Consider the following 23,757-nt stretch of genomic DNA (forward strand, 5'->3'; position numbering starts at 1 on the left):
ATCAAGGCATATGACACATCCCTTTCCCGACCCCGACACGCGCAACCCGCTGATCCTGCCCGATGGGAGTGCCCATGCGGGGACCGTATTCCTGAAGACCGTGATCGAGCATCCGCGGTTCATCGTGGGCGATTACAGCTATGCCAGTGCCACGCATCCGCCCGACGACTGGGCGACGCATCTTGCGCCATATCTGTTTCCCGTCTCGGACGAGAAGCTTGTTCTCGGCAAGTTCTGTCAGATCGCGGATGGGGTGGTTTTCATCACCGCGTCGGCAAACCACCGTCGCGACGGGTTCTCGACCTTTCCCTTTGCCGTGTTCGACCATGCCACGGCCGCGAACCGGCCGAGCCTGCCGGAGTGGTCCGGGCCGGACACGGTGCTGGGGCATGACGTTTGGTTGGGCAAGGATGCACGGATCCTGCCGGGGGCACGGCTGGGCAATGGCGTGATCGTCAGCGCTGGGGCGGTGGTGCGCGGTGACGTGCCGGATTACGCCGTTGTGGCCGGCAACCCGGGGCGGGTGGTGAAGATGCGCTTTGACGCGGAGACCATCGCCCAACTGAATGCGCTGGCGTGGTGGGACTGGCCCATAGACCGCATCCTGAAGCACGAGGCGGCGATCTGCGGCGCGGACATGAATGCGCTGGAGCGAGCCGCGCCGTAGCGGCGATTGTCGAACCCCATGAGGCAATCCGCCACAGAGCGGGCCGAGCCCCGGTAAGGCCGTTTCGCACTGTTCTGGAAGAGGTGGCAGGCCGCAGCGGTGTGGGAAACTGTTGTGAAATCAATCTATAGGCCGCGTTTCTGCGGTTGCAGCATCGGCGTGGCATACCGTTGTATTCCGTTAAGGTGTTGAAATATTGACATTTTTTTAGGGCGGCGCGATCCTTTCAGGATGGAGGAGCACGCCTTGGACCAAGTGAACCTGTCGGCATGGGAAGGACGAACGGAGACGCGCGAAGGCGTGATCGCCCCGGCACAGGCCGCACAGATCCATGCGACCATCGGCGATCCGGCACGTGACGCGCCGAAGATGGGCGAGGCGATGCCGCCGCTCTGGCACTGGTGCGCTTTCCCGCCCGTCTGCCCATTGGACGAGCTGGCAACGGACGGGCACCCGAAGCTGGGAGGGTTCCTGCCGCCGGTGCCGTTGGGACGCCGGATGTGGGCCGGAGGCAAGCTGTGTTTCGGCGCGCCGCTGCGCGTTGGTGTGCCGTTTAACAGCCGATCGACCATTGCGGGCGTGACCGAGAAGGCCGGCAACACCGGGCGCATGGTCTTCGTTTCGGTCGATCATCAGTTGAGCGCGGAGGGCGCGGTGGCGATCGAGGAGCGGCAGGATATCGTATACCTGGACCTGCCGACCGAATTTCGCCCGCCTTTGAGACAGCCGATGCCGGAGGAGACGGTCGGACGCTGGACCCAGCCTGTCAACGAGGCGCTGCTGTTCCGGTTTTCGGCCATCACCTTCAACGCGCATCGCATTCACTACGATCTGCCCTATGCGCAAGAGGTCGAGCATTACCCGGGCCTTGTCGTTCACGGGCCGATGCAGGCCGTGTGGCTGATGCGAGCGGCAACGGACGTGAAGGGGCGGGCGCCTGAGAGTTTCGCCTTCAGGGGCGTGCATCCGATGCTGCTGATCCCCGGGGAAAGCGGGGAGATGACGATTGCCGCCTGCGCGTCGGAGGAGGCGCGCGGGCTGACATTACATACTGGACAGGCCGGGCATCAATGCATGCAGGCCACCGCCACATGGGAGGAAACCACATGAACAAGATCCTGAAAGGCATGCGTGTCGTCGAGGGGTCCGCGTTCGTCGCGGTGCCGCTGGCGGGGATGACACTGGCGCAGATGGGCGCCGAGGTGATCCGCTTCGACCGGTTGGAAGGTGGGCTGGATTTCGGGCGTTGGCCGCTGGCGCCGGACGGGCAGAGCCTGTTCTGGGCGGGGCTGAACAAGGGCAAGAAATCCGTCGCGGTGAACATGCGGTCGCGCGAGGGCCGCGAGTTGATCAGCCGGATCATCACTGCGCCGGGGCCGGATGCGGGGCTGTTCCTGACCAACCTGCGGGTCCGGGGCTGGATGGATTACGCGACCCTGAGCAAGCGGCGCAAAGATCTGGTGATGGTCAGCCTGCTGGGCGACCGAGAGGGGCGGCCGCAGGTGGATTACACGGTGAACCCGTCTATCGGCGTGCCGAATATGACTGGTCCCGAGGGGCACGAGGATCCGGTGGCCAGCGCGCTGCCCGCATGGGATCTGATCGCCGGCAACCTCGCGGTGTCCAGCCTGCTGGCGGCCGAGCGGCACAGGCTGCGCCACGGTGCGGGGCAGGAGGTTGTCCTGACCCTGAAGGACGTGGCGGCGGCGACGATGGCGCATCTGGGAATGGTTGGCGATGTGCACCTGAACGACAACGAGCGGGGCAAGTCGGGCAATGCGCTTTACGGCGCATATGGGCAGGATTTCGTTTGTGCCTGCGGCGGGCGCGTGATGGTGATCGGGCTGACCCATCGGCAATGGGAGGGGCTGGTCAAGGCCACGGGCACCGGCGACCAGATGACGATGCTGGCCAAGCGGTACAAGGTGGACATGAGTGACGAGGGCGTGCGCTGGACGCTGCGCCACGAGATCACCGCGATCCTGGCGCCGTGGTTCGCGGAACGGCGGATCGAGGACTTCGCCGGGGACTTCAACGCGATGGGCTTGACGTGGTCCGTTTTCCGCAGCACGCGGGAGGCCGTGCAAGAGGATCCGGATTTCGGCGAGGCGAACCCGATGTTCTCGATGACGGAGCAGCCCGGGATGGGCCGGTTCCCGGTGCCGGGGCATCCGGCCGAATTCGGCAGCCATGGCCGCGTGCGGCCCGCGCCGGCGCCGGCGCTGGGCGCGCACACCGAGGAGGTGCTGGGCGACGTCGCACGGCTGAGCGATACGGAAATTTCCAAGCTCTTCGACGACGGGATCGTGGCGAGCCCGGACTATCGCAAGAAATCCGCCGCCTGAGGGCGCCGGCGCGGCGCGAAAAAATCCGTGCGGGCGGCGGGAAAGGGGACTTGATTCCGCCGCCCATGTGCCGTACCTGAGGCGTCGGCCTTAGGGGTATAGCTCAGCTGGTAGAGCGACGGTCTCCAAAACCGTAGGTCGCGGGTTCGAGCCCTGCTGCCCCTGCCAACCCTTCTTCTTTTTGCAAACTTTTCCACACTGCGCCGCGCTGGTCGCTTTGAGGGCGTCGTCGTGACAGGCGAAAGCTAACACGAAATTAACCCTGAGGCGTCGCAAAGTTTCCCCATTCGCCCTTCAATTGTATCCGAAGTGACAATAATTGCGAATGAAGGGACGTACTCCATGAAAATCATGGTCGTGGACGATGAAGACATCATCATTGCGCTGCTTGCGGAACACCTGAAAGAGATGGGATTCAACGATGTCACCACGGCGTCATCGGGCGAAGAGGCGCTGGAGGTCATCGCCGCGAGGGACGATCCGTTCGATTGCTTTCTGCTGGACATCAAGATGGGCGGAATGGATGGAATCGAGTTGTGTTCGAGGATCCGCGAAATGGCGGAGTACCGGATCGCGCCGATCATCATGATCACCTCGGCCGCGGCCAAGCAGCACATGCACGAGGCCTTCGATGCCGGGGCGACGGATTACATGATGAAGCCCATCGAGCAGATCGACCTGCGGGTGCGCATCCAGATTGCGATGCTGCTTGTCGAGACGCTGAAGAGCGAGGCCGAGAGCCGCTCTGCGCTGACGGCCGCGCTGCGGACGTCGCCCGAAGCGAGGCAGTTCGATCCCTCGATGCGGATCACCTATTCGGGTGTCCCCAACATGCGCGACTACTTCCAGCTGGAAAACAGGCTGCTGAGGCTGAGCGAGGGGACCTATGCGATGACCCTTCTATCGATCGAGATCGACGGAATCGAGAAGCTGGGCGCGCGGTTGGGTCAGGGCGATTTCCTGGATATTGTTGAGGCAGTGGCAAAGATCATCGGGAAGACCCTTCCGGCCAGCGGTGCCTCACTTTCCTATGTGGGGTTCGGCAAGTTCGTCTGCCTCATCTTGGTGCGCAACCATATCGTGCCGAACCTGTTGCAGGCGCGTATCCGGGACGCGTTCCGGGCCTATGAGGCCGCGCACAATGTACTGTCGCCCGGCGAACTGGAACTGAACGTGGCGGCATTGTCGAACAAGCGGATGTTGGAACCCGATGCCGCCATTGGCCTGATCCGGCGCTTCGTCGGCGGTCTTGGGTCGAGCGAGGACATGGTGTTGCCATCGATTTCGAAGATGCATGACAGGATTTTCCCCCGAAGCAGCGGCGCCAGGAGCAAGGCCGGGTGACCTTTCGGTAATCAATGCGCATCCTGCTCTGCACAAAGGTGCGGGGCGGGCGGCGCTCAACCCTGGGCTGTTTCCGCCTATTTCCCGCCCCGGTATCGTCATTTTTTGGCCTCATTTCAGCCCTAGCATCACCATGAATCGCGATGCGGACCCTTGGGGAAGGGACGCGATGCGGTCACCGCGTGGGGGCGTGGAACGTTAATGAGTGCTGCCATGACCATGACAGATACGCGCCGTCCGGCGCTTCGGAACGATCTTTACATCCGCAGCGAGGAACTGCCGGGGACGCCGGCGGTGGATGCGGAGGATCCGCAGGATACCGAAAATAACGCAGATAACCTGGTCCGGCAGCTTCTGATCGAGGAGAAGCGCCGCACAATGCCCGAGCGGCTGCCCGATATCGTGCCGCAGGAAGAGGTGTTTACCCGTGATGCCGAGGAGCCCGAAGAACAGCGTGAATCGGCGCGGGAATCGATTGCGCAGATTCTGAAGGCCGAGCGGGCGGTGGTGCCAGAAGAGACAGCGCGTCGCCGGGGATTGCTGCGCCTGCCAAGGCTGCGGATGCCCAGCCTGCCGCTGAAACGACTTTCGCTACCGCGGTCGCGGATCGCCGGGGCTCGACGGCAAACCGTTCCGGAGGCTCACCAATCGACTCCGGAGACCAAAGCGGCGCCCGCGCCGTACAAGTCAGCATTGCGACCCGCGCGTTTGGCTCAATACTTGCCGGTGTCGCTGCGCAGCTACCGTCCGACGAAAAAGCACATCGCCTGGGCCGTTGTCGCGGCGCTGGTGTTGTATCGCCCGTTGATGGTGCCGCTGGTGGCGCTGTTGCTGGTGTGGCTTGTGCTGATCGCCTATCTGACACTTGGACCCGACCGTTGGGGTGAGATCATCGGCGGGGCGTGGCAAAGGCTGCATGCCCGCAAGCCGGAACTGGCCGAGCGGATACGGCAGCGGGCCGACCGGTTTGCCGAAAAGTTCGATCGGGTGCTGGACTGGCTGCCGGACTCCTGGGCCGAGCGGCTGGCGCTGCCGGATTTCTCGGGGGCGGATCAGTCCGACGACGACAGGCCCGATCCGTTCGACCGGCTGGCCGCTGAGGCGCGCCAGACCTGACGGCCTGCCGAGGGGCGGGAAGGCCACAGCACCTGCGCCGGGATCGTCGCAGGCGGTCTCGGCTCTTGAATTCGTGCTGCGTGCGGCGTATGTCGCGCGTCACGAGGTTTCCAACGAAGAAAGTCGCGCACCGATGGCCGTTACAAATCCGCTTCAGTTCATTCAGCAGGTCCGCGCGGAAGTCGCCAAGGTCGTCTGGCCGACACGGCGCGAGGTTCTGCTGACCACGGTCATGGTGTTCATCATGGCGGCGCTGACGGCGGTTTTCTTTGCGCTGGTCGACCTGGCGATCCGCAGCGGCCTGGAAGGTCTGCTTGGCCTCTTCGGCTGAGCCGCGCGAATTTTGACGCTTGAGCCTTGAAATGAAGGGCAAAGAGCGGTAACTGACCCGACACTTCCAGCAGCGCGCGGCGATTCGAGCCCGCGCGCTGATTTGTTTCTGGAAGGTGGTTTGGGCCGGAAAGGCCCTTCGGAATATGAACTTCACGGGCAGGGCCCGGGCAAATAGGGATGGTGCTCAGCATGGCGAAACGGTGGTATTCGGTCAGCGTTCTTTCCAATTTCGAAAAGAAGATCGCAGAGCAGATCCGGCAATCCGTGGCCGAACAGGGCCTTGAAGAAGATATCGACGAGGTTCTGGTGCCGACCGAAGAGGTCATCGAGGTGCGCCGGGGCAAAAAGGTCACCGCCGAGCGGCGCTTCATGCCCGGTTACGTGCTGGTGCATATGGAGATGTCCGACCAAGGCTATCACCTGATCAACTCGATCAACCGTGTCACCGGCTTTCTCGGGCCGCAGGGGCGACCGATGCCGATGCGCGACGCGGAGGTGAACCAGATCCTGAACCGCGTGCAGGAAGGCGAGGATGCGCCGAAACTGCTGGTCAGCTTCGAGGTGGGTGAGAAGGTCAAGGTCAACGACGGCCCGTTCGAGGATTTCGACGGCATGGTCGAGGAAGTGGACGACGACAACCAGCGCCTGAAGGTGACGGTGTCGATCTTTGGTCGCGAAACCCCGGTCGAGCTGGAATTCACACAGGTGACCAAGCAGGGCTGAGACAGGCCAATCCAACAAACAGACGAACTCACGGCCGTGCATATTGCGCGGTCGTTTTCGTTGGAGGAGACTGAACGCGGTTCTGACCTCTGCGGAGTATTCGTGATGACGTGGGCGCGGCTTTGTGTGGTGATTCTTTCGGCCCTGGTTTGGGGCGCGGGCGTGGCCGACGCCCGCATGAGCGCGACAGAGCGGCAATTGGCGGAATACGACTGCAAGGCGGGCGACGAGGCGGCTTGTGCGGCGATGGTGGCAAACCATCCGCATTACAACGATGCCAATATGACGCCAAAAACATTTGATCGCCTGCGGGATGCGGCGATCACCGATGCAAAGGCGCGTTGCGACGCTGGAACCACCGAGGCCTGCACGGATTATGCATCGCTTCTGCAACTGCGGGACGGACTGGATACGCCCGAGGTCTACGCGCTGTTCGCGTCCGGCTGCGATGCGGGGGACGGGTTTGCCTGCGCGCTTCTGTCGGATCTGAATTTTTCCCTGATGGGATATTCCGGCCCCTCCTATGAGGCGTTCTATTACGAACAGGCAAAGGCATGCGAGACCGGTGATTTGACGGCGTGCATCTCGCAGTCACGACTGAACGTGCTGGTGCCGCAGGTGGCGCCGGACCGGGCGATCTGGTTCGATCAGTTGCGCCGGCTGTGCGACGTCGAAGAGGCGGCGCGGGCCTGTGCGCTGTTGTCTTACATACAGAGCTACGACGGCGCCGAGGAGTACGCCGTGTTCGATCCCGGGTTTCCGGACGAGGTGGAAAACAAGCAGCGCTATGCGCTTTGGGATGCCGAGAAAGCCTGTGAGTTGGGCAATCCGGTGGGATGCTACAACGCCGGATTGGCCTATGACGAGGGGCAGGCCGTCATGGAGAGCTGGAAGCGGGCGCAGCAATATTACGTGCGGGCGTGTCGCGGCGGGTTCCGCCGTGGATGCGACGAGATCAACCACGAAACCTACTGGAGGCCGACAGACAGTTTGCTGGCCATGAAGAAGGCCTGTGCCGAAGGGGATTTCAGCGCCTGCCACTATTCCGCGGTCAAGAGTTTTGCACCGGTGACAGTCAACCCGTCGACCGACGCGGATATCGCGCGGATGACGGCATTTCGCACGGAACTGAAGGACATCTGTCAAATGGGTTGGGTGCGGGGCTGCGCGGATATGGCGACGCTGGCGCGCGCAGGCAAGGACTTGGCAGAGGCCGCGCGCTATGCCTGGGCATCCTGCGCGCTGTCGGAGGGCATGGGCTGTCTTGTGCTGGGCAACATCCTGAAGCTGGACCGTGGCACGCCGGAGACGAAGCGTCAGGCGGTTTGGTACCACCAGCGCGGCTGCGAGCTGCGCACGTGGATCGCCTGTAACAATCTTGGCGATTCGTACGAGCATGGGCGCGGCGTTGCAGCGGATACGGGGCAGGCGGCGCGGTACTACGTGATTGCGTGCAACAACGAGGTCGCGCTTGGCTGCCGCAACATGGCACAGTTGCAAGAGGCACGGGCGCCGGAAGAGGCGGCCATATACCGGGAACGGGCCTGCGCGCTGAACGCGCAGTATTGCCGCGAAGAATAGGCCGACAAGTCAGGCGGGGGCTTGTCAAACTCCGGAAGAGGGTGTACGCGGCGCCCTCGTACCTTTGCCCGGATCGGGCCGGGGTGCATTCCATGTGGGAGGCGCGGCGGTCGCGACCGCTCAAACCTGACCACATCAACATAGGCCGAGGGACGCGTCCCTAGGCTGTTTGAAAAGGAGAAGGCCAATGGCCAAGAAACTTGCTGGCACCATGAAGCTTCAGGTGCCTGCCGGACAAGCGAACCCGTCCCCGCCGGTTGGTCCGGCGCTGGGTCAGCGCGGCATCAACATCATGGAGTTCTGCAAGGCGTTCAACGCCAAGACGCAGGAAATGGAGCCCGGTGCACCGTGCCCGACAGTGATCACCTATTATCAGGACAAGTCCTTTGAAATGGACATCAAGACGCCGCCGGCGTCGTACTACCTGAAAAAGGCCGCCAAGCTGAAATCGGGCTCCAAGACCCCGGGTCGCGAAAGCGTTGCCACGGTGAGCCCCAAGCAGCTGCGCGAGATCGCGGAAGCCAAGTGGAAAGACCTGAACGCGAACGACGTCGAATCCGCGATGAAGATCATCGCAGGGTCCGCGCGGTCCATGGGCATCGAGGTGAAGTAAGATGGCGAAACTTGGAAAACGTACCCGCGCCGCTCGCGAAGCATTCGCCGAAAAGCACAACGTGACGGTCGAAGAGGCTGTCGCACTGGTCAAGAACCACGCCAGCGCGAAATTCGACGAGACAGTCGAGATCGCCGTGAATCTGGGTGTCAACCCGCGCCACGCCGACCAGATGGTCCGTGGCGTCGTCGGCCTGCCGAACGGCACCGGCAAGGACGTGCGCGTTGCCGTCTTCGCCCGTGGCCCCAAGGCCGAGGAAGCCCAGGAAGCCGGGGCCGATATCGTCGGCGCCGAAGACCTGATGGAAACCATCCAGGGCGGCGAGATCAACTTTGACCGCTGCATCGCGACCCCGGACATGATGCCCATCGTGGGCCGTCTGGGCAAGGTGCTGGGCCCGCGCAACCTGATGCCGAACCCCAAGGTCGGCACGGTGACGATGGACGTGGCAGATGCCGTGAAAGCCGCCAAGGGCGGTGAAGTGCAGTTCAAGGTCGAAAAGGCCGGTGTGGTGCACGCAGGGATCGGCAAGGCGTCTTTTGACGAAGGCAAGCTGGTCGAGAACGTCCGCGCCTTCATCGATGCCGTGCAAAAGGCGAAGCCCGCCGGCGCGAAGGGCACCTACATGAAGAAGGTTGCGCTGAGCTCGACCATGGGTCCGGGCGTCAGCATCGCGATCGAAAGCGCCGTGACCGAGTAAGCCGGACACGTTGCGAGATTGATAAGGCCCCCGAGGTTTTCGGGGGCTTTTTTCGTTCGGCGGGCGTTTTGGCGCCCGAGGCTGTCCTCAGCCGCAGGCCGCGGCACCGGCTTCGTCCCAATCGTCCCAGCCGGGGAAACGCAGGGCTGTGTCGCTGTCGAGGTTGGACAGGCGTTGGCTCCAGGCGTCGAGGTTGTCCTTAAGCCGTGCTTCCAAGCTGCCCTTGCCTTCGTAGCTGTAGCCATGCCCTTGCACCCCGTAGGAAATGAAGGGCGGCAGGACGGTAAAGCCCATGTAGTGCAGCGAATACTGCACCGGCCAGAGCATCACGTCGAAATCGCCGCCGCGGCTGCCGGGGCCGAAGGCCTGTTCGGGCGCGCCGGTGGTGATCGAGACCATCGCGCGCTTGCCGCGGAAATACCCGGTGTCATAGCGCATCCGGCTGGTATAGAGCCCGCCGCTCATGAAGACGCGGTCCATCCAGCCTTTCAGAACCGCCGGGGGGCCGTGCCACCACAGCGGGAATTGCAGAATGACGAGGTCGGCACGCTCCAGCCGCTTGATTTCGCGGGCCACGTCGTCGGGGATGGTGTTGGTCTTCCACGCGTTGCGCTGTTCGTTGAGGGCGGCGAAGGCTTCCGGATCGGCACGGTTGGAATAATGCTCAGCGCGTTCGACCGGGTCGAAACCTTCGGCGCCAAGGTCGCTGACCGAGACGGTGTCACCGCCCGCGCCCAATGTCGCCTGCGCCATGCGTGTCAGCGAGGCATTGTAAGAGGTGGGCTCGGGATGGGCGTGGACGATATGGCTGTGCATTGGAGATCTCGTTGGCAGGGCTATGCCCTGTTACAGCTAGACGCCGGGCCTGCGCAGGTCCAGACTTGCGGAAGATGCCGCGTCGTGGCAGACTGTGCGTCGATTAGCGTCGGATCGTTCTTTTAGTTCGCGCATTGCCGCCTGTGCAGGCAGGCGATGAAATTCCCCCTTGGCATTTGCCGCCATGCGGCATAGAAACCGGCCTTGCACGTATGGCTCGATTCGTCGGGCCATTTGTGTTTCGTCCGAGACGGTGGGTGACCGGGATATGCCGGTCATAAATCCTGCCTGAGACGGGAAAGACCAGAATTCTCGAGGTTCTCCTTGGTATCAAGGCGTGCCCCGGCTGGCTCAGCCCCGTTAGCGGACCCTTTGCCGGGTCGTGAGTGGCCCGGTGGTACTGAGCCGGGGGACACCCCCAAATTTGGAGTGAAACTGTGGATAGAGCCCAGAAAGAGAAAGTGGTCGACGAACTCGGCCAGATCTTCGAAAGCTCTGGCGTCGTTGTGGTTGCCCACTACGAAGGCCTTACAGTTGCGGAGATGCAAGACCTGCGCGCCCGTGCGCGTGAGGCCGAAGCATCTGTTCGCGTTGCCAAGAACAGGCTCGCAAAGATCGCCCTTGAGGGCAAGCCGTGCGCAAGCATTGCGGATTACCTCTCGGGCATGACCGTGCTCACCTTTTCCGAAGACCCAGTGGCAGCAGCCAAGGTCGCGGAAGGTTTCGCCAAGGACAACAAGAAGTTTGAAATCCTTGGTGGCGCCATGGGTGAGACGGCCCTGGACCGGGCCGGTGTCGAAGCCACGTCGAAACTGCCGTCGCGCGAGGAGCTTATCTCCACCATCGCCGGCATGATTGGCGCACCCGCTTCGAACATCGCCGGTGCGATCGGCGCACCTGCAAGCAACATCGCGAGCATCCTTTCGACCATCGAAGAGAAGGCGGAAGCAGCGTAAGCAACTGCAAGTCCTGCGTATCGGGTTGCAATACCGACGTTGGAACACATCTTAGAACGGAAAGAGCTGAAAAATGGCTGATCTGAAAAAACTTGCTGAAGAGATCGTTGGTCTGACGCTTCTCGAAGCACAAGAACTGAAAACCATCCTGAAAGACGAGTACGGCATCGAGCCCGCTTCCGGCGGCGCTGTCATGATGGCGGGCCCGGCGGATGCAGGCGGCGGCGACGCGGCCGAAGAGCAAACCGAATTCGACGTCATCCTGAAGTCGGCCGGTGCCTCCAAGATCAACGTGATCAAAGAAGTCCGCGCCATCACCGGCCTGGGCCTCAAGGAAGCGAAAGACCTGGTCGAAGCCGGCGGCAAAGCCGTCAAGGAAGGCGTCGACAAGGCCGAAGCAGACGACATCAAGGGCAAGCTGGAAGCAGCTGGCGCCGAAGTCGAACTCAAGTGATCCTGTCGGCCCGGGCGATTTTCCGGGCTCGGATCGCGTGAATGAAGGCTGGATCGGGTGAAATCCCGGTCCAGCCGAACCTGTCTCAGAGAGGGCCTTGCGCCGCGCCGCGACACGTTCGGGCGAGACCCTCTCTCAGGCGAGGTTCAACGATCGGGTGGTCCCTTGTGGGATTGGGACCAAGAATGGATCGTTCCCGCCTCTCTCGGGTGGCTCTGCCGCTGTGGCCCGACAGCGCGCAGGACCGGTGAGAAATGAAAGGTGACTTGTCACATGGCGCAAAGCTTTCTTGGCCAGAAACGTCTTCGTAAATATTATGGCAAAATCCGTGAAGTTCTGGAGATGCCGAACCTCATCGAGGTGCAGAAATCCTCGTATGATCTTTTCCTGAAATCCGGCGACCAGCCCGAGCCCATGGACGGCGAAGGCATCAAGGGCGTCTTCCAGTCGGTGTTCCCGATCAAGGATTTCAACGAGACCGCGGTTCTCGAATTCGTCGATTACGAGCTGGAAAAGCCGAAATACGACGTCGAGGAATGCATGCAGCGCGACATGACGTACAGTGCCCCGTTGAAGGTGACGCTGCGTCTGATCGTGTTCGATGTGGACGAGGATACCGGCGCGAAGTCCGTGAAGGACATCAAGGAACAGGACGTGTTCATGGGCGACATGCCCCTGATGACGCCCAACGGCACCTTCGTGGTGAACGGCACCGAGCGCGTGATCGTGTCCCAGATGCACCGTTCGCCCGGCGTGTTCTTCGACCATGACAAGGGCAAGACGCACTCGTCCGGCAAACTGCTGTTCGCCTGCCGCATCATTCCCTATCGCGGCAGCTGGCTGGACTTCGAGTTCGACGCCAAGGACATCGTGTTCGCCCGGATCGACCGCCGCCGCAAACTGCCTGTGACGACCCTGCTGTATGCGCTGGGGCTGGACCAGGAAGACATCATGACGGCCTATTACGATACGGTCGATTACAAGCTTAAGAAGAAAAAGGGCTGGGCCACCAAGTTCTTCCCCGAGCGTGTGCGCGGCACGCGCCCGACCTATGACCTTGTCGACGCCAAGTCCGGCGAAGTGATCGCCGAGGCGGGCAAGAAGGTCACGCCGCGCGCGGTCAAGAAGCTGATCGACGAAGGCGAAGTCACCGAGCTGCTGGTTCCTTACGAGCAGATCGCGGGCAAGTTCGTGGCGCGCGACATCATCAACGAGGAAACCGGCGCGATCTATGTCGAGGCCGGTGACGAGCTGACGATCGAGCGTGACAAGGATGGCGAGATCATCGGCGGCACCGTGCAGGAACTGATCGAGGCGGGTGTCACCGATATCCCGGTGCTGGACATCGACAACATCAATGTTGGTCCGTACATGCGCAATACCATGGCGCAGGACAAGAACATGAACCGCGAAACCGCGCTCATGGACATCTACCGCGTCATGCGCCCGGGCGAGCCGCCCACCGAGGAGGCCGCAAGCGCGCTCTTCGACACGCTGTTCTTCGATTCCGAGCGCTATGATCTGAGCGCCGTGGGCCGGGTGAAGATGAACATGCGCCTGAACCTCGACAAGCCGGACACGCAGCGCACGCTGGACCGGTCGGACATCGTGGCCTGTGTCAAAGCACTGGTGGAACTGCGCGACGGCAAGGGCGATATCGACGATATCGACCACCTCGGGAACCGCCGGGTCCGCTCGGTCGGTGAACTGATGGAAAACCAGTACCGCGTCGGCCTGCTGCGGATGGAGCGCGCGATCAAGGAACGCATGTCGTCGGTCGAGATCGACACGGTGATGCCGCAGGACCTGATCAACGCGAAACCGGCCGCCGCTGCGGTGCGCGAGTTCTTCGGCTCGTCGCAGCTCAGCCAGTTCATGGACCAGACCAACCCGCTGTCGGAAGTGACGCACAAACGCCGCTTGTCGGCGCTTGGACCGGGTGGTCTGACGCGCGAGCGCGCGGGCTTCGAAGTGCGCGACGTTCACCCGACCCACTATGGCCGGATGTGCCCGATCGAGACGCCGGAAGGCCCGAACATCGGTCTGATCAACAGCCTTGCCACGTTTGCGCGTGTCAACAAGTACGGCTTCATCGAAACGCCCTACCGCAAGGTCGAGGGCGGGCAGGTGACCGACGACGTGACCTACATGTCGGCAACCGAGGAAATGCGCCACACCGTGGCGCAGGCCAACGCGACGCTGGATGATGCGGGCAAGTTCGTCAACGAGATGGTCAACACGCGGCAATCCGGCGAATACATGCTGGCCCCGGTGGATCACGTGGACCTGATCGACGTCAGCCCGAAACAGCTGGTGTCGGTTGCGGCCTCTCTGATTCCGTTCCTGGAAAACGACGACGCCAACCGCGCTCTGATGGGGTCGAACATGCAACGGCAGGCGGTTCCGACGCTGCGCTCCGAGGCGCCGCTGGTCGGCACCGGGATCGAGGGCGTCGTGGCCCGCGACTCGGGTGCGTCGGTTCTGGCGCGCCGGGCCGGTGTGATCGACCAGGTGGACGCAAGCCGGATCGTGATCCGGGCGACGGAAGATCTGGAGATCGGCGACCCGGGCGTGGACATCTATCGGATGCGCAAGTTCCAGCGGTCGAACCAGAACACCTGTATCAACCAGCAGCCTCTGGTGAAGGTGGGCGATACGGTGCAGAAAGGCGAGGTTGTCGCTGATGGTCCGTCGACCGACCTGGGTGAACTGGCGCTGGGCAAGAACGTGCTGGTCGCGTTCATGCCGTGGAACGGCTACAACTTCGAGGACTCGATCCTGATTTCCGAGCGGATCGCGCGGGACGACGTGTTCACCTCGATCCACATCGAGGAATTCGAAGTGGCCGCCCGCGACACCAAACTGGGACCGGAAGAGATCACCCGTGACATCCCGAACGTCGGCGAGGAAGCCCTGCGCAACCTCGACGAGGCGGGCATCGTCTATATCGGTGCCGACGTGGAGCCGGGCGATATCCTCGTGGGTAAGATCACGCCGAAGGGTGAAAGCCCGATGACGCCGGAGGAAAAACTGCTCCGCGCCATCTTTGGTGAGAAAGCGTCGGACGTGCGCGACACCTCGCTGCGGGTGAAGCCGGGCGATTACGGCACGGTCGTGGAAGTGCGGGTCTTCAACCGCCACGGCGTCGAAAAAGATGAGCGTGCGCTGCAGATCGAGCGGGAAGAGGTCGAGCGCCTGGCGCGCGACCGGGACGACGAGCTGGCGATCCTGGATCGCAACATCTATGCCCGTCTGAAATCGCTGATCCTCGGCAAGACCGCCGTGAAAGGGCCCAAAGGCGTCAAGGCGAACTCGGAAATCACCGAGGAATTGCTGGACACGCTGAGCCGTGGCCAATGGTGGCAGCTTGCCCTGAAGGACGAGAAGGACGCACAGATTGTCGAGGCCCTGAACGAGCAGTACGAGGCGCAGAAACGCACCCTTGATGCCCGTTTCGAGGACAAGGTCGAGAAGGTGCGCCGTGGCGACGACCTGCCGCCGGGTGTGATGAAGATGGTCAAGGTCTTCATCGCCGTGAAGCGCAAGCTTCAGCCGGGTGACAAGATGGCCGGCCGTCATGGCAACAAGGGCGTCATCTCCAAGGTTGTGCCGATGGAGGACATGCCGTTCCTGTCGGACGGCACGCCGGTCGACTTCTGCCTCAACCCGCTGGGCGTTCCATCCCGGATGAACGTCGGTCAGATCCTTGAGACCCATATGGGCTGGGCCGCACGCGGTCTTGGCATCAAGATCGACGAGGCGCTGCAGGACTATCGCCGCACTGGCGACTTGACCCCTGTGCGCGAGGCGATGCACCACGCCTATGGCGACGATGTCTATGACGAGGGCATCGCCAACATGGACGAGGCGGCGCTGATCGAGGCGGCAGGCAACGTCACGCGCGGTGTTCCGATCGCGACGCCGGTCTTCGACGGCGCGAAGGAGCCTGACGTGAACGACGCGCTGAAACGCGCCGGGTTCGACGACAGTGGCCAGTCGGTCCTGTTCGACGGACGTACGGGCGAGCAGTTTGCGCGTCCTGTGACCGTGGGCGTCAAGTACCTGCTCAAGCTGCACCACCTGGTGGACGACAAGATCCACGCGCGCTCGACCGGGCCGTACAGCCTCGTGACCCAGCAACCGCTGGGCGGCAAGGCGCAGTTCGGTGGCCAGCGTTTCGGGGAGATGGAGGTCTGGGCGCTGGAAGCGTACGGTGCCGCCTACACCCTGCAGGAGATGCTGACCGTCAAGTCGGACGACGTTGCAGGCCGGACCAAGGTCTACGAGTCGATCGTCAAGGGCGAGGACAACTTCGAGGCCGGTGTGCCGGAGAGCTTCAACGTGCTCGTGAAGGAAGTCCGTGGCCTGGGCCTGAATATGGAGCTGTTGGACGCGGAGGATGACGAAGAAGACCCGTCTTCCGACATCGCGGCGGAATAACGTGGGTTGTCACCCACCCTACGGGCAATTCGTAGGGTGGGTATAACTCACGCGCCGCCTCCTCCTACGCTCCTCTTTTTTAGGAATTCGAAATGAACCAAGAACTGACAAACAACCCGTTCAACCCCGCCGCACCGGCGAAGGTGTTCGACGAAATCAAGGTGTCGCTGGCCAGCCCGGAACGCATCCTGTCTTGGTCGTATGGCGAGATCAAGAAGCCGGAGACCATCAACTACCGCACGTTCAAACCCGAGCGTGACGGCCTGTTCTGCGCGCGCATCTTCGGCCCGATCAAGGACTACGAGTGCCTGTGCGGCAAGTACAAGCGCATGAAGTATCGCGGTGTCGTCTGCGAGAAATGCGGTGTGGAAGTCACTCTGCAAAAGGTCCGCCGCGAACGGATGGGCCATATCGAACTGGCGGCGCCTTGCGCGCATATCTGGTTCCTGAAGTCGCTGCCCAGCCGCATCGGCCTGATGCTGGACATGACGCTGCGCGATCTGGAGCGCGTGCTTTACTTCGAGAACTACGTGGTGATCGAGCCGGGGCTGACCGACCTGACCTATGGCCAGATGCTGACGGAAGAGGAATTCATGGATGCGCAGGACGCGTATGGCATGGATGCCTTCACCGCAAATATCGGCGCCGAGGCGATCCGCGACATGCTGGCGAATATCGACCTTGAATCCGAGGCCGAGAACCTGCGCGCCGACCTTGCCGAGGCCACCGGCGAGCTGAGACCGAAGAAGATCATCAAGCGTCTGAAAGTGGTCGAGAGCTTCATCGAATCCGGCAACCGCCCGGAATGGATGGTGATGACGGTCATCCCGGTCATTCCGCCGGAACTGCGCCCGCTGGTGCCGCTGGACGGTGGGCGGTTTGCGACGTCGGACCTGAACGACCTCTATCGCCGTGTGATCAACCGGAACAACCGCCTGAAGCGGCTGATCGAGCTGCGCGCGCCCGATATCATTGTGCGGAACGAAAAGCGGATGCTGCAAGAGTCCGTGGACGCTCTGTTTGACAATGGTCGTCGTGGCCGCGTGATCACGGGCGCCAACAAGCGACCGCTGAAATCGCTCAGTGACATGCTGAAAGGCAAGCAGGGCCGCTTCCGCCAGAACCTTCTGGGCAAGCGCGTCGACTTCTCGGGCCGGTCGGTCATCGTGACCGGGCCGGAACTGAAGCTGCACCAGTGCGGCCTGCCCAAGAAGATGGCGCTGGAGCTGTTCAAGCCGTTCATCTATTCGCGGCTGGAGGCCAAGGGGCTTAGCAGCACCGTGAAGCAGGCGAAGAAGCTGGTGGAAAAAGAGCGCCCCGAAGTCTGGGATATCCTGGACGAGGTGATCCGCGAGCACCCGGTCATGCTGAACCGTGCGCCGACGCTGCACCGTCTGGGCATCCAGGCGTTCGAGCCCACGCTGATCGAAGGCAAGGCGATTCAGCTTCACCCGCTGGTGTGTTCGGCCTTCAACGCCGACTTCGACGGTGACCAGATGGCCGTGCACGTGCCGCTGAGCCTTGAGGCGCAGCTGGAAGCGCGGGTTCTGATGATGTCGACGAACAATGTTCTGTCGCCCGCCAACGGCGCACCGATCATCGTGCCGTCGCAGGACATGGTTCTGGGTCTCTACTATACCTCGATCATGCGCGAAGGCATGAAGGGCGAAGGTATGAGCTTTGCCTCGGTCGACGAGGTGCAGCACGCGCTGGATTCCGGCGAGGTGCACCTGCACGCCAAGATCACCGCACGTCTGCCCCAGATCGATGAGACCGGGCAGGAGGTGATCCAACGCTTCGAGACCACGCCGGGCCGGGTGCGCATCGGGGGCTTGCTGCCGATGAACGCCAAGGCGCCATTCGAGCTGGTCAACAAGCTGCTGCGCAAGAAAGAGGTGCAGCAGGTCATCGATACCGTCTATCGCTATTGCGGTCAGAAAGAGTCGGTCATCTTCTGTGACCAGATCATGAGCATGGGCTTCAAGGAAGCGTTCCGCGCCGGCATCTCGTTCGGCAAGGACGACATGGTGATCCCGGATGGCAAGTGGGGCATCGTGGAAGAAACCCGTGAGCAGGTCAAAGGCTTTGAACAGCAGTACATGGACGGCCTGATCACCCAGGGCGAGAAGTACAACAAAGTTGTCGACGCTTGGTCGAAATGTAACGACCAGGTCACCGAGGCTATGATGGGCTCCATCTCGGCCGAGGTGAAGGACGAGAGCGGTGCTGTCGCGGAACCCAACAGCGTCTACATGATGGCGCACTCGGGTGCCCGGGGCTCGGTCACGCAGATGAAACAGCTGGGCGGTATGCGGGGCCTGATGGCCAAGCCGAACGGCGACATCATCGAGACGCCGATCATCTCGAACTTCAAGGAAGGTCTGACCGTTCTTGAATACTTCAACTCGACCCACGGCGCGCGGAAAGGTCTGTCGGACACCGCGTTGAAGACGGCGAACTCGGGTTACCTGACCCGCCGCCTGGTCGACGTGGCACAGGACTGCATCGTGCGCGAGCATGATTGCGGGACCGACCGCGCGATCACTGCGGAACCTGCCGTCAACGACGGTGAGATCGTGGCGTCGCTGGCCGAACGTGTGTTGGGCCGTGTCGCGGCCGAGGACATCGTGAACCCGGTGTCGGGCGAGGTGATCGTGGCCGAAGGCCAGCTGATTGACGAACGTCTGTCGGACGCTGTCGATCAGGCCGCCGTGCAGACCGCACGCATCCGCAGCCCGCTGACCTGCGAGGCCGAAGATGGCGTCTGCGCGATGTGCTATGGTCGTGACCTGGCGCGCGGTACGATGGTGAACACCGGCGAGGCCGTGGGCATCATCGCGGCGCAGTCGATCGGCGAGCCGGGTACGCAGCTGACGATGCGGACCTTCCACATCGGTGGCGTGGCCCAAGGTGGTCAGCAGTCCTTCCTCGAAGCCAGCCAAGGCGGCACCATCGCGTTCGAAAACGCCCAGACGCTGGAAAACTCCAGCGGCGAGACACTTGTCATGGGCCGGAACATGAAGCTGGTGATCAAGGGCGAGAAGGATGTCGAACTCGCCAGCCACAAGGTGGGATATGGCACCAAGCTGTTCGTCAAGGAAGGCGACAGCGTGGCGCGGGGCGACAAGCTGTTCGAGTGGGATCCGTATACCCTGCCGATCCTCGCCGAGAAGAGCGGTACGGCGAAGTTCGTCGACCTGACCGTGGGTGTGTCGGTGCGTGACGTGACCGATGATGCCACCGGCATGACGCAGAAGATCGTGTCCGACTGGCGCGCCGCGCCCAAGGGCAACGAACTGAAGCCCGAGATCCTGATCGCCGACAAGGATGGCGAGCCGGTCCGCAACGATGCGGGCAACCCGGTGACCTATCCGATGTCGGTGGATGCGATCCTGTCCATCGAAGAAGGTCAGGAAGTGCATGCGGGTGACGTGGTTGCGCGTATTCCGCGGGAAGGCGCCAAGACCAAGGACATCACCGGTGGTCTGCCGCGTGTGGCCGAGTTGTTCGAGGCGCGTCGTCCGAAGGACCACGCCGTCATCGCCGAGATCGACGGGTATGTCCGTTACGGTCGCGACTACAAGAACAAGCGCCGTATCAGCATCGAGCCTGCCGACGAGTCGATGGAGCCGGTCGAGTACATGGTGCCCAAGGGCAAGCACATTCCGGTTCAGGAAGGTGACTATGTCCAGAAGGGCGACTACATCATGGACGGCAACCCGGCGCCGCATGACATCCTGTCGATCATGGGTGTCGAGGCGCTGGCCGACTACATGATCGACGAGGTCCAGGACGTCTATCGCCTGCAAGGTGTGAAGATCAACGACAAGCACATCGAGGTTGTCGTGCGCCAGATGCTTCAGAAGTGGGAGATCCAGGATTCCGGTGAAACCACGCTTCTGAAGGGCGAGCATGTCGACAAGGCAGAGTTCGACGCGGCCAACGAGAAGGCGATTGCGCGGGGCAAGCGTCCGGCTCAGGGCGAGCCGATCCTTCTGGGGATCACCAAGGCGAGCTTGCAGACCCGCAGCTTCATCTCGGCGGCCTCGTTCCAGGAGACGACGCGGGTCCTGACCGAAGCCTCGGTTCAGGGCAAGCGCGACAAGCTGGTCGGCCTGAAGGAAAACGTCATCGTGGGTCGTCTGATCCCGGCCGGCACAGGCGGTGCCACGCTGAACATGCGCCAGATCGCGCAGCAGCGTGACAACGTGGTGATCGAGGCGCGTCGCGAGGAGGCCGAAGCGGCCGCCGCGCTGGCCGCCCCGGTGGACGACGTGGTCGGTGGCGACGAGTTCGACACGCTGGTCGAAACGCCGGAGAGCCGCGAGGACTGATCTCGCGCACCAGAATTGAGAAGGGCCCCGTCACTGGCGGGGCCTTTTTCGTTTCAGGGGTGCCGGTTGCTTGGTCGGGCTTTCAACCTCCATCGGTTTTCGACATGGTGACCGTGTGGGAGTCGCCATGACCGAAAACGATCTTTGCTATCTTGCCGCGAGGGATGTCCTGGCCCGGTTCAAAGCGCGGGACCTCTCGCCGGTTGCGTACCTGGAGGCACTGATTGCCCGAACCGAGGCGGTGAATCCCGACCTGAACGCCTATACCGAAGCCTTTTTCGACGACGCGCTGGACACGGCAGGCCGGGCCGAAGAAGCCTATGAAAAAGGCACGGCCCGCACGTTGGAGGGGCTGCCGGTAGCGGTCAAGGATGCGCAGCGCGTGGCGGGACAACGCACCACGCAAGGGTCTTGGTCGATGGGTCACGAGGTCGAGACGCAGTCGGATCCGATGATCGAACGCCTGTTGGCGGCGGGGGCGATCATACCGGCCCGAACGACCACGCCGGAATTCTGCCTGTCCGGCGTCTGCCGGTCCGAACGGTTCGGGGTGACGCACAATCCTTTCAATCTTGATTACAGCCCCGGCGGCTCGTCCGGCGGGTCGGCGGCAGCGCTGGCCGCGGGGCTGGTGCCGCTGGCCACCGGCACCGATATCGGCGGGTCGATCCGTATCCCGGCCAGCGCCTGTGGGCTGGTAGGCTACAAGCCGCCGCACGGGCGCAACCCGGATGGGCCGCCGGCGAATTTCGACCGCTACAATCATTGCGGTTTCCTGAGCCGGACCGTGGCGGATTGCGCGCTGGGACAGAATATCGTGTCTGGCCCCCATCCACGGGATCATGACAGCCTGAGAGAGCGCGTGGTGCTGCCGCTGGAAGGGCGCGGGCAACCGATGAAAATCGCGTATTCGATGGATCTTGGATATGTCCCGATCGACGGCGACGTGCGGGACAACACTCTGATGGCATTGGATGTTTTCCGGCAGGCGGGCTACGATGTGACGCCGGTGGAGTTGGGGTGGGATCAACGCGTGGACCGCGCCGCGATGCAGTGGTACCTGGCGATGCATTTCGGGCGTGCACCGCTTTGGGCGCTGGAGGAATACGGCGACCGGATGACGGACTACGCCATCGCCACCGCAGAAGCGGCGGCGCGGCTGGGTCCGGATGATGTCGCACGCTCTTGGGAAGTGCAGCACGAGATGTACCAGCGAATGGGTGCGATCCTGCAAGAGGCGGACGTGTTCATCTGCCCGACCTTGTCGGTGGGCTGCGTGCGGGCGGACCACGACCCGGTCGGTCCTGGTTTCGTGGTCGCCGGCGAAGAAGTTGATCCGGAATACGGCTGGGTCCTGACCCATCAGTTCAACATGCTGCACAATTGCCCGGTGATGTCGGTGCCCACCGGGCAGGACCGGCACGGGGTGCCGACGGGGATGCAGATCGTCGGGCCGACATTCGACGATGCGCGCGTGTTCGAGGCGGCTTATCTTTATGAGAGCAAGGCGCCGGACCTGTTTCTGACGGGGGACACGCGTCCCGGAGGAGTTGCGCAATGACGCCCGAAGACCTGGTTCTGACACCAAAGGGTGTGCGCTTCATGGGCCGCCAGTTTCCCTGCACGATCGGGCGCGGTGGGCTGTCCCGCGACAAGCGCGAGGGGGATGGTGCCACGCCGGTGGGGGCGCACCGGATCGTCGGGATGCTCTACCGTCCTGACCGGATGGCGCGGCCCGCGAAATGGGCGGTGCCGATCCGGCCCGGTGATTTGTGGTCGGATGATCCCGGGCACGAGGATTACAACCTCATGGTTTCACGGCCCTACCCGCATTCGCACGAGGTGCTGCGGCGGGGCGATCCGCTTTATGACCTTGTGATCATCACCGACTGGAACTGGCCCAGGGCAGAGCGCGACAAGGGGTCTTGCATCTTTCTGCACCGCTGGCGACGGCCGGGATTTCCGACGGCGGGATGCGTGGCGTTCCGGCCGGATCACCTGCGCTGGATCGCAGGAAGGATTACCTCGGGGACGCGGCTGATCGTACCGGGGTGACGCCATGAAACGCATGTCGGTATCGCGTCGGTATTCGGGTAGCACCGCGTCGGTGCCATTGGAGCGGAAATTTCCTTTGAAAGGAAAATGCAAAAAGTCTTCGAAAGACTTTTGGTCCCGGCGTCATTCCGGGTATTTGCGGCGGGCCTTGGCGGTGGCGAGGGGGCTGTTGCCGGATCTGGCTGTGGCGGTCCATTCATAGGTATGGCTGCCACCCGGTGGGCAGGGGCTTTTGTATTTGAAGACGCCGAAAGGCAGCTTGCCGTCGCGCCCCACGTTCACCGTGCCGCCACCATGATTGTAACCTGGCACGTTCAGATCCTTGAGCCGGAATTGGATCGTGGTGGTTCCGGCGGGCACCCCGCGCAGGACGAAGGCCGGGCTGCCGACGGTGTTAGGGCGGCCCGACGTGCAGCGCGGGATATCTCCCCAGTCGAAGCTGATGGTGAACTCGGCCGCGGCGGCGCCGGCGGAAAGGGTGAGAGCGGCCAGTGTGGTCGTAAAGATGCGCATTAAATGTTCCTTGGATAATATAAGCGGCAGTATACACCACCCGGGGCATATCGCCCATTGTTCAATCGTAGTCGCGTTCGCCGAATATCGCGCTGCCGACGCGGACATGGGTGGCACCCTGTGCGATGGCGCGTTCGAAATCGCCGCTCATGCCCATTGACAGACCCGAAAGCCCGTTGCGTTCGGCGATCTTGGCCAGCAGGGCAAAGTGCAGGCTGGGTTCCTCGTCGATCGGGGGAATGCACATCAGCCCCTCGATGGAAAGGTCGAGCGCGCGACAATCGGCGATGAAGGCGTCCGCATCGGCGGGCAGGATACCTGCCTTCTGGTCCTCTTCGCCTGTGTTGACCTGGATGAAGAGGCCGGGGCAGTGGCCTTCCTCCTGGGCCAGGCGCGCGATGGTCTTGGCCAGCTTGGGCCGATCTACGGAATGGATCGTATCGAACAGATCGAACGCCTGTCGCGCCTTGTTGGTTTGAAGCGGACCGATGAGGTGCAGGTCAACACCCTCGTAGCGCTCGCGGAATTCCGGCCACTTTCCGGCCGCCTCCTGCACGCGGTTCTCACCGAAAACACGGTGCCCTTCGTCGAGCACGGCGGTGACCCGTTCGTTCGGCTGAACCTTGGAGACGGCGATCAGTTCGACCGATCCCGGGCGGCGTCCGGCGTCTTTTTCTGCGGTGGCGATGCGGGCTTGGATGTCGTGCAGGCTCATGGGGGGATTCCGGGCGATTTCGGCTATCGGCTTAGTGCCACAGGCGCGGCGC

At 62.6% G+C, this 23,757-nt stretch carries 19 protein-coding genes and 1 tRNA gene; 17 read left to right on the top strand and 3 right to left on the bottom strand.

From position 1 onward, the window contains the following. Nucleotides 1-10: 10 nt before the first annotated feature. From FIU86_RS03170 to rplA, 11 genes are all read left to right on the top strand, one after another. Nucleotides 11-667, top strand: coding sequence for a CatB-related O-acetyltransferase (locus tag FIU86_RS03170; RefSeq protein ID WP_152473754.1), 657 nt, complete (start codon nt 11-13; stop codon nt 665-667). Between the two features lie 255 nt (nt 668-922). Further along, nucleotides 923-1,777, top strand: a complete 855-nt coding sequence (locus tag FIU86_RS03175; protein ID WP_254703992.1) for a MaoC family dehydratase N-terminal domain-containing protein — start codon at nt 923-925, stop codon at nt 1,775-1,777. Next, nucleotides 1,774-3,012, top strand: coding sequence for a CoA transferase (locus FIU86_RS03180; protein ID WP_152473755.1), 1,239 nt, complete (start codon nt 1,774-1,776; stop codon nt 3,010-3,012). Before FIU86_RS03175 ends, FIU86_RS03180 begins: the two co-directional genes overlap by 4 nt. A 92-nt stretch (nt 3,013-3,104) precedes the next feature. Then, nucleotides 3,105-3,180, top strand: a tRNA-Trp gene (locus tag FIU86_RS03185). Between the two features lie 174 nt (nt 3,181-3,354). After that, a complete protein-coding gene (locus FIU86_RS03190; RefSeq protein WP_152473756.1) occupies nt 3,355-4,356 on the top strand; it encodes a PleD family two-component system response regulator in 1,002 nt (333 codons plus the stop codon). Nucleotides 4,357-4,569: 213 nt separating this feature from the next. Beyond that, nucleotides 4,570-5,472 (top strand): hypothetical protein, encoded by a 903-nt coding sequence (locus FIU86_RS03195; protein WP_152473757.1) that lies wholly within the window; start codon nt 4,570-4,572, stop codon nt 5,470-5,472. A 133-nt stretch (nt 5,473-5,605) separates the two neighbouring features. Then, nucleotides 5,606-5,803: a preprotein translocase subunit SecE gene (secE, locus tag FIU86_RS03200; RefSeq protein WP_057796846.1), complete on the top strand. Its 198-nt coding sequence runs from the start codon at nt 5,606-5,608 to the stop codon at nt 5,801-5,803. A 191-nt stretch (nt 5,804-5,994) separates the two neighbouring features. After that, a complete protein-coding gene (gene nusG, locus FIU86_RS03205; RefSeq protein ID WP_152473758.1) occupies nt 5,995-6,528 on the top strand; it encodes a transcription termination/antitermination protein NusG in 534 nt (177 codons plus the stop codon). Nucleotides 6,529-6,633: 105 nt separating this feature from the next. Next, nucleotides 6,634-8,109 carry a tetratricopeptide repeat protein gene (locus FIU86_RS03210; protein ID WP_152473759.1) on the top strand — a complete coding sequence of 492 codons (1,476 nt, stop codon included), beginning with the start codon at nt 6,634-6,636 and terminating at the stop codon, nt 8,107-8,109. 187 nt (nt 8,110-8,296) lie between these two features. Beyond that, complete coding sequence (gene rplK, locus FIU86_RS03215) at nt 8,297-8,722, top strand: 50S ribosomal protein L11 (protein WP_152473760.1); 426 nt, start codon at nt 8,297-8,299, stop codon at nt 8,720-8,722. Between the two features lies 1 nt (nt 8,723). After that, nucleotides 8,724-9,422 (top strand): 50S ribosomal protein L1, encoded by a 699-nt coding sequence (rplA, locus tag FIU86_RS03220; protein WP_152473761.1) that lies wholly within the window; start codon nt 8,724-8,726, stop codon nt 9,420-9,422. An 87-nt stretch (nt 9,423-9,509) separates the two neighbouring features. Here the strand turns inward: rplA and FIU86_RS03225 are convergent, their stop codons facing one another. Continuing rightward, nucleotides 9,510-10,238 (bottom strand): NAD(P)H-dependent oxidoreductase, encoded by a 729-nt coding sequence (locus tag FIU86_RS03225; protein WP_152473762.1) that lies wholly within the window; start codon nt 10,236-10,238, stop codon nt 9,510-9,512. Between the two features lie 437 nt (nt 10,239-10,675). Here FIU86_RS03225 and rplJ point away from each other — a divergent pair, with 437 nt between their 5' ends. From rplJ to FIU86_RS03255, 6 genes are all read left to right on the top strand, one after another. Then, complete coding sequence (rplJ, locus tag FIU86_RS03230) at nt 10,676-11,194, top strand: 50S ribosomal protein L10 (RefSeq protein WP_152473763.1); 519 nt, start codon at nt 10,676-10,678, stop codon at nt 11,192-11,194. 73 nt (nt 11,195-11,267) lie between these two features. Further along, nucleotides 11,268-11,648: a 50S ribosomal protein L7/L12 gene (gene rplL / locus FIU86_RS03235; protein ID WP_103762105.1), complete on the top strand. Its 381-nt coding sequence runs from the start codon at nt 11,268-11,270 to the stop codon at nt 11,646-11,648. 273 nt (nt 11,649-11,921) lie between these two features. Next, nucleotides 11,922-16,088 carry a DNA-directed RNA polymerase subunit beta gene (rpoB, locus tag FIU86_RS03240; protein ID WP_152473764.1) on the top strand — a complete coding sequence of 1,389 codons (4,167 nt, stop codon included), beginning with the start codon at nt 11,922-11,924 and terminating at the stop codon, nt 16,086-16,088. Nucleotides 16,089-16,180: 92 nt separating this feature from the next. Continuing rightward, on the top strand, nt 16,181-20,422 hold the full coding sequence (gene rpoC, locus FIU86_RS03245) for a DNA-directed RNA polymerase subunit beta' (protein WP_152473765.1): 4,242 nt from the start codon (nt 16,181-16,183) through the stop codon (nt 20,420-20,422). Between the two features lie 127 nt (nt 20,423-20,549). Further along, nucleotides 20,550-21,983 (top strand): amidase, encoded by a 1,434-nt coding sequence (locus tag FIU86_RS03250; protein ID WP_152473766.1) that lies wholly within the window; start codon nt 20,550-20,552, stop codon nt 21,981-21,983. After that, nucleotides 21,980-22,477 (top strand): L,D-transpeptidase, encoded by a 498-nt coding sequence (locus FIU86_RS03255; RefSeq protein ID WP_152473767.1) that lies wholly within the window; start codon nt 21,980-21,982, stop codon nt 22,475-22,477. The genes FIU86_RS03250 and FIU86_RS03255 overlap by 4 nt, the downstream gene beginning before the upstream one ends. Nucleotides 22,478-22,600: 123 nt before the next feature. Here the strand turns inward: FIU86_RS03255 and FIU86_RS03260 are convergent, their stop codons facing one another. Together FIU86_RS03260 and FIU86_RS03265 are read right to left on the bottom strand one after the other, a co-directional pair. Further along, the gene (locus tag FIU86_RS03260; RefSeq protein WP_152473768.1) at nt 22,601-22,990 is read right to left on the bottom strand and encodes a phospholipid-binding protein; all 390 of its coding nucleotides are present in this window, start codon (nt 22,988-22,990) and stop codon (nt 22,601-22,603) included. Between the two features lie 61 nt (nt 22,991-23,051). Further along, nucleotides 23,052-23,705: a YggS family pyridoxal phosphate-dependent enzyme gene (locus FIU86_RS03265; RefSeq protein WP_152473769.1), complete on the bottom strand. Its 654-nt coding sequence runs from the start codon at nt 23,703-23,705 to the stop codon at nt 23,052-23,054. Between the last annotated feature and the right edge of the window lie 52 nt (nt 23,706-23,757).

The organism is Roseovarius sp. THAF9 (genome assembly GCF_009363715.1).
Taxonomy (GTDB): domain Bacteria; phylum Pseudomonadota; class Alphaproteobacteria; order Rhodobacterales; family Rhodobacteraceae; genus Roseovarius.

What these genes read in the sequence shown, in the direction of transcription:
- FIU86_RS03170 (WP_152473754.1), top strand. Translation starts at nt 11, where the DNA reads ATGACACATCCCTTTCCCGACCCCGACACGCGCAACCCGCTGATCCTG.
- FIU86_RS03180 (WP_152473755.1), top strand. Translation starts at nt 1,774, where the DNA reads ATGAACAAGATCCTGAAAGGCATGCGTGTCGTCGAGGGGTCCGCGTTC.
- FIU86_RS03190 (WP_152473756.1), top strand. Translation starts at nt 3,355, where the DNA reads ATGAAAATCATGGTCGTGGACGATGAAGACATCATCATTGCGCTGCTT.
- FIU86_RS03195 (WP_152473757.1), top strand. Translation starts at nt 4,570, where the DNA reads ATGACCATGACAGATACGCGCCGTCCGGCGCTTCGGAACGATCTTTAC.
- secE (WP_057796846.1), top strand. Translation starts at nt 5,606, where the DNA reads ATGGCCGTTACAAATCCGCTTCAGTTCATTCAGCAGGTCCGCGCGGAA.
- nusG (WP_152473758.1), top strand. Translation starts at nt 5,995, where the DNA reads ATGGCGAAACGGTGGTATTCGGTCAGCGTTCTTTCCAATTTCGAAAAG.
- FIU86_RS03210 (WP_152473759.1), top strand. Translation starts at nt 6,634, where the DNA reads ATGACGTGGGCGCGGCTTTGTGTGGTGATTCTTTCGGCCCTGGTTTGG.
- rplK (WP_152473760.1), top strand. Translation starts at nt 8,297, where the DNA reads ATGGCCAAGAAACTTGCTGGCACCATGAAGCTTCAGGTGCCTGCCGGA.
- rplA (WP_152473761.1), top strand. Translation starts at nt 8,724, where the DNA reads ATGGCGAAACTTGGAAAACGTACCCGCGCCGCTCGCGAAGCATTCGCC.
- FIU86_RS03225 (WP_152473762.1), bottom strand. Translation starts at nt 10,238, where the DNA reads ATGCACAGCCATATCGTCCACGCCCATCCCGAGCCCACCTCTTACAAT.
- rplL (WP_103762105.1), top strand. Translation starts at nt 11,268, where the DNA reads ATGGCTGATCTGAAAAAACTTGCTGAAGAGATCGTTGGTCTGACGCTT.
- rpoB (WP_152473764.1), top strand. Translation starts at nt 11,922, where the DNA reads ATGGCGCAAAGCTTTCTTGGCCAGAAACGTCTTCGTAAATATTATGGC.
- rpoC (WP_152473765.1), top strand. Translation starts at nt 16,181, where the DNA reads ATGAACCAAGAACTGACAAACAACCCGTTCAACCCCGCCGCACCGGCG.
- FIU86_RS03250 (WP_152473766.1), top strand. Translation starts at nt 20,550, where the DNA reads ATGACCGAAAACGATCTTTGCTATCTTGCCGCGAGGGATGTCCTGGCC.
- FIU86_RS03255 (WP_152473767.1), top strand. Translation starts at nt 21,980, where the DNA reads ATGACGCCCGAAGACCTGGTTCTGACACCAAAGGGTGTGCGCTTCATG.
- FIU86_RS03260 (WP_152473768.1), bottom strand. Translation starts at nt 22,990, where the DNA reads ATGCGCATCTTTACGACCACACTGGCCGCTCTCACCCTTTCCGCCGGC.
- FIU86_RS03265 (WP_152473769.1), bottom strand. Translation starts at nt 23,705, where the DNA reads ATGAGCCTGCACGACATCCAAGCCCGCATCGCCACCGCAGAAAAAGAC.